Source organism: Neobacillus sp. Soil_C_43 (genome assembly GCF_057656715.1).
The window spans coordinates 182,407-194,462 of sequence record NZ_JBDGJV010000003.1 but is presented as its reverse complement, the minus strand read 5'-3'; the positions used below and the strand labels follow the sequence as shown (position 1 = coordinate 194,462).

The 12,056-nt window shown below is 39.6% G+C and carries 10 protein-coding genes; 7 read left to right on the top strand and 3 right to left on the bottom strand.

Annotation, left to right across the window (positions count from 1 at the left end):
- The first annotated feature begins 60 nt into the window (after positions 1–60).
- Complete coding sequence (trhA, locus tag AC3A54_RS07260; RefSeq protein ID WP_487653962.1) at positions 61–708, top strand: PAQR family membrane homeostasis protein TrhA; 648 nt, start codon at positions 61–63, stop codon at positions 706–708.
- Positions 709–767: 59 nt separating this feature from the next.
- On the opposite strand, the gene AC3A54_RS07255 is transcribed toward trhA, so the two are convergent.
- Positions 768–2,138, bottom strand: coding sequence for an MFS transporter (locus AC3A54_RS07255; RefSeq protein WP_487653961.1), 1,371 nt, complete (start codon positions 2,136–2,138; stop codon positions 768–770).
- A gap of 105 nt (positions 2,139–2,243) precedes the next feature.
- Between AC3A54_RS07255 and AC3A54_RS07250 the strand changes: the two genes are divergently transcribed.
- A complete protein-coding gene (locus AC3A54_RS07250; protein WP_487653960.1) occupies positions 2,244–2,753 on the top strand; it encodes an NUDIX hydrolase in 510 nt (169 codons plus the stop codon).
- 18 nt (positions 2,754–2,771) lie between these two features.
- Here the strand turns inward: AC3A54_RS07250 and AC3A54_RS07245 are convergent, their stop codons facing one another.
- Positions 2,772–4,313, bottom strand: coding sequence for a multicopper oxidase family protein (locus AC3A54_RS07245; protein WP_487653959.1), 1,542 nt, complete (start codon positions 4,311–4,313; stop codon positions 2,772–2,774).
- A 130-nt stretch (positions 4,314–4,443) separates the two neighbouring features.
- Between AC3A54_RS07245 and AC3A54_RS07240 the strand changes: the two genes are divergently transcribed.
- From AC3A54_RS07240 to AC3A54_RS07220, 5 genes are read left to right on the top strand one after another with little or no spacing between them, the layout of a single operon-like run.
- A complete protein-coding gene (locus tag AC3A54_RS07240) occupies positions 4,444–5,454 on the top strand; it encodes an XdhC family protein (RefSeq protein WP_487653958.1) in 1,011 nt (336 codons plus the stop codon).
- Positions 5,436–6,059 carry a nucleotidyltransferase family protein gene (locus AC3A54_RS07235; protein WP_487653957.1) on the top strand — a complete coding sequence of 208 codons (624 nt, stop codon included), beginning with the start codon at positions 5,436–5,438 and terminating at the stop codon, positions 6,057–6,059. Before AC3A54_RS07240 ends, AC3A54_RS07235 begins: the two co-directional genes overlap by 19 nt.
- 14 nt (positions 6,060–6,073) lie before the next feature.
- On the top strand, positions 6,074–8,392 hold the full coding sequence (locus tag AC3A54_RS07230; RefSeq protein WP_487653956.1) for a xanthine dehydrogenase family protein molybdopterin-binding subunit: 2,319 nt from the start codon (positions 6,074–6,076) through the stop codon (positions 8,390–8,392).
- Complete coding sequence (locus tag AC3A54_RS07225) at positions 8,393–9,232, top strand: FAD binding domain-containing protein (RefSeq protein ID WP_487653955.1); 840 nt, start codon at positions 8,393–8,395, stop codon at positions 9,230–9,232.
- 25 nt (positions 9,233–9,257) lie between these two features.
- Positions 9,258–9,722, top strand: a complete 465-nt coding sequence (locus AC3A54_RS07220) for a (2Fe-2S)-binding protein (RefSeq protein ID WP_487653954.1) — start codon at positions 9,258–9,260, stop codon at positions 9,720–9,722.
- A gap of 22 nt (positions 9,723–9,744) precedes the next feature.
- Here the strand turns inward: AC3A54_RS07220 and AC3A54_RS07215 are convergent, their stop codons facing one another.
- Positions 9,745–11,826, bottom strand: a complete 2,082-nt coding sequence (locus AC3A54_RS07215) for a peptidoglycan D,D-transpeptidase FtsI family protein (RefSeq protein ID WP_487653953.1) — start codon at positions 11,824–11,826, stop codon at positions 9,745–9,747.
- Between the last annotated feature and the right edge of the window lie 230 nt (positions 11,827–12,056).

The following is a 12,056-nucleotide window of genomic DNA, read 5'->3' as shown; positions in this document are numbered from 1 at the left end:
GTGTTATTTTCTTAAATATCCCATTTCCAACTTGGGAGGATTTGAAGGGAGAGATGAATCGTGGCAACAACACATACGTTTTCCAAACAGGAGGAAATAGCTAACTCGATTACACATGGCATTGGGGCATTACTAAGCATTTCCGCCTTAGTCATTTTAATTGTTTTTGCTTCACTATATGGAACTGCCTGGCATATTGTCAGTTTTATGATTTTTGGAGTAACGATGCTCCTCCTATATATGTCTTCAACCTTGCTACATAGCTTACCAGAGGGAAAAGCGAAGGATGTATTTGAAATATTTGACCATTCCTCCATTTACTTTTTTATCGCCGGAACATATACTCCTTTTTTACTAATAGTAATCAAAGGGGCAATGGGGTGGACACTATTTGGGGTAGTATGGGGACTTGCTATTGCTGGAACAATTTTTAAATGTTTTTTTGTTAAAAAGTATCTGTTTACATCGACCTTTCTTTATGTGGTTATGGGTTGGTTAATTGTTTTTGCATGGAAATCACTTGCTGCTAATTTGTCCCCACAGGGCATGACGTACTTAATAATAGGCGGCGCGCTGTATACGCTAGGAGCCATTTTTTATGTTTGGCGAGGATTTAAATATCATCATGCCGTTTGGCATTTGTTTGTAATGGCAGGAAGTACTGCACACTTTTTCTGTGTGTTACTCTATGTTTTACCAATAAAATAAAAAACAGCATCCAAGAGGGTGCTGTTTTATTTTGGAATATAATTGTATAGCCTATCCTATTATACATGTTTCATTTTTCTAAAATGCATGGATTCCTTTGAAAACCATAAGCTCATTAAAAAACTGGCGACCCCCGTAATAATTAATACGGTTCCAATGATTTTCATGCTTTCAGCTGATATTTCTTCCCCAAAAATTAATCCTAGTATGATGGAGGATAAAATGGAGCCTAAGTACCTGCAGGTTTGAAACAGACCTGAAGCTGTACCGACAATTTCTTTAGGACTCTCTTTGACCATTGCCACTTGAAGAACCACATTTCCAATTCCATAGCTTAAGCCCATAATCGATAAAATGATGCCAATCCCCCAGTAAGAAGAGCCAACAAAAAACATGGTAAAGCTTAATCCTCCAACAATCGAGAGAAAGGCTCCAATAACAATTGGCTGGTATACTCCTTTTCTGTCAATCCATTTGCCGGTTACAGATGAGATTACAATGCTAATGCCTGACATAAATAGCATTAACAATCCACTCTTTTCAACACTTAAGCCTAGCACCTCTTGAAAGTAGCTGGGGAGTCCAAAGAATAAACAATAAAAAAAGATATTTAATAGAATGAACTGAATATATACCATAGAAAGCTTTGGGTGTGATTTGAAAATTCGAATGTCGATAAATGGTTCCTTTACATTTAATTCTCTCCAGAAAAAAAGACAAAAGAAAATAACACCTGCTATCCCTGAAAAATAATGAATTTTGGTTTCAAAAGATAACAAAAACCATAAAAAGAACACCATACCTGCTGCAAAGAAAATCATACCCTTGAAATCCATATGAGAAAATAACTTTTTTAAATGTTCCTTATCCTTTTTAACATCCTTAGGAAACATATACCAGCCGAGCAGAAAACTTATGATAATAAACGGGAAGTTTACCCAAAAAATGGCTGGCCAGCCTCCCCACACAATTAAGAAACCTCCAATTGTTGGACCAAGAGCTACCATCGCTGAAGCAAAAATAGAAAGAACAGCTAGTGCGGATGCTTGTTTTTCTTTAATATTATCTCTTATCAATGCCATTCCGGAGGGATAGATGGCGCTACTGCCAATGGATTGAACAAGTCTCATACCGAGCAATAAGAGAAAGGATGTTGATAATGGTGCTCCAATAGCCGAGAGTGCAACGAGCACTAATCCTATTAAAAAGGTCTTTTTCCTTCCAAATAAATCACCTATTTTTCCTGTAACAGGTTGAGCAACAGCACTTGCTAAATAGAAGCTAGATATTAGCCAGGATACAGTTGCAAAGGAAAGTTGGAAATCCTTTTGAATACTATGTAAGGCTAGCGCAATCATGGAAGAATTAAGGGGATTTAACATCGTTCCAGATGCAACCGCTGATAAAAATAGCGTACGATTTTTTTTCATGACTTCATCCTTCGCTGAATTCAAATTATTCCTTTCCTTAATATACCAAAATAGAGTTAAAATAGTGATAAAATATAAAAATAATGAAGAAAAAAGGAGGCAACTATGGAAAAAAATCAAACACTGCTAGAGTTAGCTGGCATGAAACTAAAAGAGGATGGATTTCACAGGCCTTATTTTGAGCTAGAAGAAAAGGATGGGGTAGTTATACTAGCAAAGGAAGGAGATTCATTCCTATTAATTGAGCAATATAGAAAACCGGTAGGAACGATTGTACAGCAATTGCCGGGTGGTGGTGTGAAAAAGGGGGAGGAGCTGGAGCAGGCAGCAAGACGTGAATTTTTAGAAGAAACGGGTTACCAATGTGGTACCGTCCATTATCTTGGATTTCTACAACCTGCATCCTGGAGAACAAATGAAATTACCCATGCTTTTTTTACAGAGGAAATTGGAACAAAACAGCACCAACAGCTCGAAGAACATGAGAATATAAAGGTGATAAAAGTAAAAATAAAAGATTGTCTTAATAAGGTAAAAGAGAACAAGATGAACGATTCGGAACTTTGCTATGCAATACTACAAGCAATATTAAAAGAATATATTCCAGTTACTTGAATGGAAAAAGTCCTGGGATTAATTCGAAGGAAGAATAATGTACGGCCGCATCATTTCGTAATCTTCATGCTCAAGCATGTGACAATGCCAAACATATCTACCTGTGAAGGGGAAAAACGGAATGATGACTCGGGTGATATGGCTAGGAGGACATTTTACGGTGTCCTTCCAGCTTCGTTCTCCTAAATCAGGAAGCATCGGAGCACCTGTGAATTTAATTTGTTGAGTTCGTTTAAAATGCTTCACGTCAAAAGGCTGGCGGTCAAGGATTTGAAATTGAACTAAATGGATATGAATCGGATGATCATCCCCAGTGGTATTAATAAAATTCCATAACTCAATAGACCCAACCTGTGGATTTTCTGTTATCGGATAATCCCATTTTTTCTTATCTAAGAGAAAAAGAGATCTGCCGTATGAGTCCTTTTCTTCATTCAACTCTAACCATCTAGTTCTTTTTGCCATAGATTCCTGGAGTCTAGAAATGGAACCAATATAGGCAGGGATTACACTTGTGTCAATCATTGACAGAGATTTAGATACACGAAACTGCATAACGGTGCCAGTTGTATTTGGGTCCACTGGATCCCCTGATGGGAAATGTATCGGAGCGTCATTTTTCAATAGAATGGACTGTCCCTCCATATTACTAAAGTCAATGATGATATCCATGCGTTCGGCCGGTGCAATCAGTAATGTTTTTACACCAATTGGTTGTTCTAGAAATCCACTATCTGTTCCAATTTGATAAAACAGTTGATTAGAGTCAAGACTTAGTCGGAAAAAACGGGCATTAGCTGCGTTTAACAGCCGGAACCGATACTTTCTTGGCTCTACTTCTAAATAAGGCCAAGCAGTCCCATTAACAACGATGGTATCTCCAAAGAAAGATGGAATAATAGATGGCTTTATACCTGAAGAATTGTTCTCCGGCTGATAGGGGTAGGATAATGAGCCATCCTCATGAAAAGAACGGTCTTGAAGAAGTAATGGGATTTCAAATTCACCAGAAGGTAGATTTAAAGAACGTTCATGCGTGTCTCGAATTATATAATACCCAGCAAGCCCCGCATAGATATTCAGACGAGTTAATCCAATGGCATGATCATGATACCAAAGGGACCTCGAACTTTGTTGGTTTTCGTATTCATATATTTCTTTTTCAAAAAAGGGACCCTTTACACGAAAATCTTTGGTAAACCACGCATCGGGATAGCCATCACTGGCAGGTTCTGTTCTGCCACCATGAAGATGGACAACTGTTCGAACATCAGGTTTCTCCTTCTCTGCCCCATGAACCGTATGATCAATCGGAAAAAGGTGTTGATCAGGAAGTTTATTCTGCCATTTTACATAAACCTTTTCACCCGCTTCAACTTCAAAAGTTGGTCCCGGATACATCCCTTCATAACCCCACACCCTTGTTTTTGGTAAGTCACTATGTAGAGACTGCATTGCTTCCATCATACTCACTTCATAATACGTATATTTGTCTGTTTTCCATTTAGGTTTTAATACAGGCGGGATAGGAAGCGAATCTTTAAATTTTGTTAGTTTCATAAAACCATCCTTTCAGCTACTGGTTATTAATGATTATGAAAGCTTGAAAGGAAAAATTATTCATTCTAGGAATAGCCTCCTAATTAATATAAATAAGGTAGAAATTTTATGGGTAAAGTGGGGGGCTTCTATGGATGATATTTATCCAATATTCGAAGTGATGGAAAAGAAGGGAAAAAAAGCATTAGCTACAATTATTAGTGTTAAAGGTTCAGCTTATAGAAAAGAAGGGGCAACGATGATTTTTTTTGAAGACGGCTCTTATAACGGAATGTTGAGTGCTGGCTGTTTAGAAACGGATTTAGCCATACGAGCAAAGAAGGTAATGAAGGAACAGGAGGCAGTGATCCTTCAGTATGACCTAAGTGAAGAAAACGATTTTGGATGGGGGCAGGTATCAGGCTGTAATGGGACCATCGATATTCTACTTGAGCCTTTGACTTCACAATTAATAGAGGATTATAGGCTTGTAAAAAGTCTATTGAACAGTCATAAGCCAGTGATTGCCTTAAAACGGCTAGATGAACTTGGAGAGTATGTGTTTATTGAGGAGGAGGGTGCTTCATTCGGAACCTGGAACGGAAAAATACCGGTAATTGAGTTTACCTCAAAAAGTGGCGTTATGACAGAGAAATCTATTTTTCAGCATACGTATCAACCTAAGCCACGTTTAATTGTGTTAGGAGCTGGACCTGATGCTATTCCACTTGTCACAATGGCAGCGGAAACAGGTTTTTCTGTGATTGTTTGTGACTGGCGAAGCGAGCTCTGTCAGAAGAATAACTTTCCTACTGCAGAACATGTTCTGGTTGGTTTTCCTAGTGAATTAGTAAATCAGTTATCTTTTTCTTCTTATGATTTTGTGGTTATTATGTCTCATCATTTTCAAAGAGATCAGGAATTTCTCCTCCATTTACTTCATGAAAATGTTAGATACTTAGGAATTTTAGGGCCAAGAGAAAGAACAAAGCGGTTGCTTAACGGTGAAGATATCCCTACATGGATTTATTCGCCGATTGGAGCCCCCATTAGAGCAGTAGGGCCTGAAGAAATAGCAGTAAGCATTGTTGCAGAAATGATCGAGGTTTGGAGAAAACCAAGACATGAACGAGTGGAACTGTTATGGACCATACCCGAATAGTAGGGATTTATCTTGCAGCTGGTAGGAGCAGTAGAATGGGCTGTTCTAAACTGAATTTACCACTTGGAAATAGGTTTGTAGGGAGCATGGCGTTTCAGGAGGCCTTGGATTCCAATCTAGGAGTGGTCATCGCTGTCACGCGAAAGGAAGATTCGCTTCATTGGTTAGCTCCTTTTTCTGAAAGGAAGGGTTGGAGGTTAGTAGAATGTGATCATGCAGACCGAGGATTAAGTGCTTCGTTGAAAGCGGGAGTGAGTGCTGCTTCACAGTTGGGGGCTTCTGGGGTGGTGGTGCTTTTAGCAGATCAGCCTAATATCAATTATTGGATGATTAATCGGTTAATAGAGGAATACTTGGTTGTCCCAGACTATACCTATATTTCGTACACTCACACTGGGGTTTCGAAACCACCCATTCTAATTACTAAGCACATTTTTTCGCTTATCGAAGATTTAGAAGGTGATCAAGGAGCGCGGGAAATCATTCGAGGAAGCAAGAGTGAAAGTGGGAAACAAATAATACTTGAAAGTAATGAGTGCTTTTTTGATGTGGATACCATGGAAGATTATCAGTTTGTAAAGAAAATGTGGCAAAACAGAAGGTGATGGGAGGGGTGACGTTGGAGATTCTTGGGAAGAGTGTGATCCGCAAAGAGGCGAGGGATAAGGTAACAGGTCGGGCAAAATATACGAATGACTATCAAACCTTTCCAATGCTTTCTGCAAAAATGGTCATAAGTCCATATGGTCATGCAAAAATTGTAAACATAGATACAACCGATGCATGGAAGATACCTGGTGTTAGAGCAATTCTTGCAGGCCAGCAGTTCCCACTAACAGGAGAAGCCATTCGCGACCGGCCACCAATTGCTGTTGACAAGGTGCGTTATCACGGTGAACCAGTTGCACTCGTTGTGGCTGAAACACCGGCACAAGCCAAGAAAGCAGCAGATCTAATTAACGTCCAATATGAACTAATGCCTGTTGTCAATTCACCAACACAAGCAATCCAAAAGGACGCTCCACTGGTTCATGAGCGTTTGGGGGAATATAAAAAAAAGAAAGATGTCTACCCGGTGCCTGACACCAATATTGCCACACATATTAAAATTCGGAAAGGCAATATGGAAAGGGGGTGGAATGAAAGTGAAACAGTGGTGGAAGCGAGTTTCTCCTTCTCTCCTTCTGATCACGCCGCAATGGAGACTAGGTGTGCAACAGCAGAGATTCTCCCAGATGGTAATATAACCATAACTACTTCTTCACAGGCACCTTTCATGGTAAAAAGGCTTATTTCCGACTATTTCGGTGAGGAAATTGGGAAGATAATAGTCCATACCCCGCTTGTTGGAGGAGCATATGGTGGGAAGGCTTCCGTCCAACTCGAGGTGCTGGCCTACTTGGCATCTAAGGCAGTTGGCGGAAAAGCCGTGAAAATACTTAATACAAGAGAAGAAGATATACTCACCTCTCCGTGCCATATCGGTTTAGATGCAACGGTTAAATTGGGGGCCGATCGAACAGGGAAAATCAGGGCTGCTGAAATTCGATATTTATGGGACGGAGGAGCGTATTCCGATAAGGCAACCGATTTAACGAGGGCAGGAGCGGCCGATTGTACTGGACCGTATCATATGGAGAATGTTTGGTGCGATTCCTATTGCATGTATACCAATCATCCCTATGCAGCACCATTTAGGGGGTTTAGTCATTCTGAACTTTCTTTTGCGATTGAAAGAACAATGGATTTGCTTGCACAGAAATTAAATATAGACCCCCTTGAATTAAGAAGGATGAACGCGATTTTGCCTGGACATACCACACCAACAAGAGTCAGATTGAATAAGAGTAATGTAGGCAACCTGCCTAAATGTATTGATAGAGTAAGAGAGTTAATCAAATGGGATGAAGGGCCAATTAAAGAGCTGAATGCCAGATTTATTCGTGTTAAGGGAGTCAGTTGTAGTTGGAAAACCTCAACAATTGATCCCAATGCACCTTCAGGAGTTATTCTCACTTTTAATCCCGATGGTAGTATCAATTTAATGTCTGGAGTGATTGAAATTGGTACAGGAACAAAAACAGTCCTCGCTCAAATTCTTGCAGAGCGGCTGAAAATGGATGTGAACAAGATTCATGTTCGAATGGAAGTAGATACCCAGACAACGCCTGAACACTGGAAGACGGTCGCAAGTAGGGGAACGTTTATGGCGGGTAGAGCCCTTTTAGAAGCAGCTGATGATGTTATTAGACAGCTAAAAGATATCGCTTCTACCGTTTTAAGGGCCCCAAAGGAAGACTTAGAAGTAGGGAACAGTCGTGTATATTTGCGTGACGACCCAGCTATTGGTCTTGATTTTAAGGATATAGGATATGGCTATGAATATCCAAATGGGAATTCTATTGGCGGGCAAATTATCGGCAAGGGGAACTTTATTTTACGACACCTTACACATCTAGACCGCGAAACAGGTGCAGGAAAACCAGGTCCAGAGTGGACGGTTGCAGCCTACGGTGTGGAGGTTGAGTTTGATAGGCGTGATTTTACGTATCGATTAATTAAAGCTGCGACTGTAGTTGATATTGGTAAAGTGTTAAATGAAAAAGCAGCCCTTGGACAGGTCATGGGAGCGATGAGTATGGGTCTTGCCTTTGCGGGTCGAGAAACTTTTTACTTTGATGACCTGGGCAGAGTATTGAATCCACAGCTAAGGACGTATCGACCATTAAGGTATGGTGAAAATCCAGAGTATTTGGTGGGATTTGTTGAAACACCTCAGCTAGACGGACCCTACGGAGCAAGGGGTGTAGGAGAACATGGACTCATGGGGATGCCGGGAGCGCTTGGGAATGCTTTATCAACAGCAGCTGGTGTATCCCTACATCATCTACCGTTACTACCAGAATTAATTTGGAAAGCAAAGGAGGCGGCCAAGTAAATGCTTCCTTTTGATTTCGAATTTTATCAACCAGAAACATTAGAAGAAGCTGTCCATCTATACCAAAACTTAGATCAGCAGGGTAAACAGCCAATGTTTTACTCTGGAGGAACAGAATTGATTACCCTCGGTCGCATTGATATGGCGTATACAGAAGCTGTTATTAATATAAAGGGTATTTCCGAATGTAATGTCATGCAGGTAAATGGAGATCATTTGTTGCTTGGAAGCACGCTATCTTTAACAAAAATAGAAGAAGCTAATCTTTTTCCCCTGCTGACAAAAACAGCTAGTGAGGTAGCTGACCATACAGCGAGAGGAAAGATTACGTTAGGTGGTAATATTTGTGCAAGAATTTTTTATAGAGAAGCGGTTCTTCCATTCTTACTTGCAGACAGTCAATTATTCATCACAGGACCGGAAGGAAAAAAAGTAGTGCCAATAAATGATGTGTTTCAAGGTCAGTTAAAATTAAAGAATGGTGAATTATTAGTTCAATTAGTAACAGAAGACCGTTTTGTAAAAGCACCTTATTTCAGTATGAAACGACGCCAGCAATGGGAAACTGGCTATCCCTTAATCACATTAGCAGCTTTAAAAATAGCCGAAGAAATACGAATTGCAATAAGCGGGTTATGTCCGTTTCCGTTTCGGTCTTCGGAAATGGAGGAAACTCTGAATAACAGAAGCTATTCAGTAGAGGAAAAAGTGGAACGGGCGCTATCCTCACTGCCCAATCCAATTTTGGATGATATCGAGGGTTCTGCAGATTATCGTTTATTTGTATTACGACATTTATTGTTGGATATGCTGGCCACCTTAGAAAGAGGAAATCGTTGAAAGCGGTAATAGGGGAGATGGTAGTTTGAAATCAAACACAATTACCTTACAGGTTAATGGTGAAACCCGAGTAACCACTGTGCGCAATGCTGATACTCTGTTATATACATTAAGGGGGAAATTAGGTCTTACTGGAGCTAAGCCTGGTTGTTTAAATGGAGATTGTGGGGCCTGTACGGTTACTATTGACGGTTGGCCGATGAAATCCTGTTTAATGCTAGCTGTGGAGACTGTTGGGAAAAAGGTGACAACTATAGAAGGGCTTCAGGGGACACCCATTCAACAAACTTTTATAGACAACTTTGCTTTTCAATGCGGATATTGCACTCCAGGATTCATCATGAACTGTCATGCATTAATTGAAAATCATCCGAATGCTAATGACTCGACTATTAAAGAGTGGTTGGAGTCGAATATTTGCCGTTGCACGAGCTATTTAGAAATTGAGAAGGCGGTAAAATCAGTACTTTCCAAAAAAAAGGTGCCATAATAGGCACCCTATGATTGACCGACTATTTATTCTTCAGTTGAAAATACGTGTCTAAAACCTTGCGGCCAATTTTTAAATTGGCTCTGTTATCAACCTTTCCTTGATAGGCCCAAGGAACAATCACTGCCATCGCGACTTCAGGATTCGTGCTTGGGGCATAACTTACCAGACTTAGATTCATGACCGGAGGCGGCTCTTTCCCAAATTGATTCCTTAATGGGCCGTCATAAAAGGCTTCTGCCGTTCCTGTTTTCCCTGCTGGAGAGTACTTGACATCGCTGAAAAACTTAGTTGCTGTACCACCAGGCTCCTGCATCACTTTCTTAAATCCTGTTTGTACACGGTTCATCCATTGTTTCTTGGCATCGATGGTATTGAGCACAGTTGGTGTAATTTCCTGTGCGACAGGTCCGAGTTCTTCACCATCCTCTGCAGAATGTCTTATTTGTTTCACTACATGTGGCTGCATTCGGTTTCCTCCATTGGCAATGGTTGAAACATATTGAGCAAGTTGCATTGCTGAGTAGGTATCATATTGACCAATGACAAGGTCAAGTAAATAACCAGGTAGCTTACTCTGCCCTTTAAACCCTGTCTGCTCATTTGGTAAATCTATGCCCGTTCTTGTGCCCAAACCAAATGAGGCGAAAGAATTTCTAATCGTTTCAAATGCTTTCGGATTAGTAAAATTTAATGGTTTTTCATACTCATAATGTCCTTGACCGATACGAATCGCGGTATGAAACATATAAACGTTAGATGATTTTTTCAAGGCGTCTATTTCATTTACTCTTCCCAAATACGCATATGACTTCTTTATAGGGGTGTCTTTGATTTTTAAACCCGTATCATCAAATACTGTTCCAGGAGAAATTGCTCCAGTTTTAAATCCAGTAAGAATGGTTGCGCCTTTAACAGCGGAACCAACATTATATGTAGTAGTGAAAGTGCCTAGTGCATCATCTATCATTTCCACTTTTCCAGTGTCGGGATCTTTTACAATCTTTTTACCAGACATCGCTAATACTTCACCAGTATGCGGGTCCATTAAAACCACGTAAGCCCGATCTGTTAGTGCAGTCCCCGGTGATCGCTTTGCTGCCCAAAGCTCATCTTCAATTATTTTATCTACTGCCATTTGCAGGTCCATATCTATTGTAAGGACAAGGTCGTTTCCTTTTTTTCCGTCAGTCACAGGCTGTGTCTCAATGACGCTTCCTGTCTTATCGGTAATGTTTTTTACTTTGGATTTATAACCGTGTAGAACATCTTCATATTGCATTTCGAGCTGGCTCTTACCGACGCGGTCGTTACGACTGTATCCTCTTGCCAAAAAATAATCTAATTGTTCTGCAGGCAAACCCTCATCAGATTTTGTTACTTTTCCTAATACTGATCTCAATGTATCTTTAAATGCGTAAGCACGGTCCCAATCTGTCGTTGTTTCTACCCCTGGAAGAGATTGAAGATTTTCACTTACAACTGCAAATTCCTTATCGGTCACGTTTTCATTTTTTACAATCTGTGGTGTGAATTTATATCCGCTAATAAATTCTCGGTAAATGGCCATGACCTCGAGATCATTCGCTGTTAAAGTCTGTAATTCAGCATCGGTTACTCGATCTACTTTTAATTTGTAGAGTTCTTTATCTGTTATTTTTTTGGTTGCTAATAAGGCTTTTTCTTCTTGTGTAATTTTCTTATCTGCAAGCTTCGGATGTTTCATGATCCAGAAATCTTTTTTTTCCCTTAGAGTGACTTTATCGGTATTTTTGTCAATCAATTGTGCTAGTTTTTCAGCAGTCCCAATCATTTCCTTTTGGGTAAACCCCTCATTTGTGAAGGTAATGGCACTTTTAGGGATATTGTCAACAACCACTTTAAAATCTCTATCAAACATTTTCCCTCTAGGGACAGGATTGCTTACTGTAATATCTTCTTTTCTTTCTAAGTCGCGTTTAAAGTTTTCACCATAAACAATTTGAACAAAGCCTAGGCGTAATATAAGAATAGAAAATAATAAAAAAACACTAAAAAAAAGGATATTTAATCGAAAGGGGAAATGGGATTTTTTCTTATTGGGTTTCTCCAAAATGTAACACATCCTTTTACACTCTAGCTTGTGGTCAGTATTTATTATGCCTTATCACTAAAGAAGGAACAACAAGAAATGGAAAATAAATGCTAAAAATAACAAATACTATAAAAAATACCCTTTATTAACATATCGGTAAGAATCATATTTTTATCTTTAATAGGTAAAAAATATGCCTGATTTGGTCGAGGATTTTAAATTTATTGTCAATGAAACTGTTTTTTAATTTTTTCCCTAAT

What these genes read in the sequence shown, in the direction of transcription:
- AC3A54_RS07255 (WP_487653961.1), bottom strand. Translation starts at nt 2,138, where the DNA reads ATGAAAAAAAATCGTACGCTATTTTTATCAGCGGTTGCATCTGGAACG.
- AC3A54_RS07250 (WP_487653960.1), top strand. Translation starts at nt 2,244, where the DNA reads ATGGAAAAAAATCAAACACTGCTAGAGTTAGCTGGCATGAAACTAAAA.
- AC3A54_RS07245 (WP_487653959.1), bottom strand. Translation starts at nt 4,313, where the DNA reads ATGAAACTAACAAAATTTAAAGATTCGCTTCCTATCCCGCCTGTATTA.
- AC3A54_RS07240 (WP_487653958.1), top strand. Translation starts at nt 4,444, where the DNA reads ATGGATGATATTTATCCAATATTCGAAGTGATGGAAAAGAAGGGAAAA.
- AC3A54_RS07235 (WP_487653957.1), top strand. Translation starts at nt 5,436, where the DNA reads ATGGACCATACCCGAATAGTAGGGATTTATCTTGCAGCTGGTAGGAGC.
- AC3A54_RS07225 (WP_487653955.1), top strand. Translation starts at nt 8,393, where the DNA reads ATGCTTCCTTTTGATTTCGAATTTTATCAACCAGAAACATTAGAAGAA.
- AC3A54_RS07215 (WP_487653953.1), bottom strand. Translation starts at nt 11,826, where the DNA reads ATGTGTTACATTTTGGAGAAACCCAATAAGAAAAAATCCCATTTCCCC.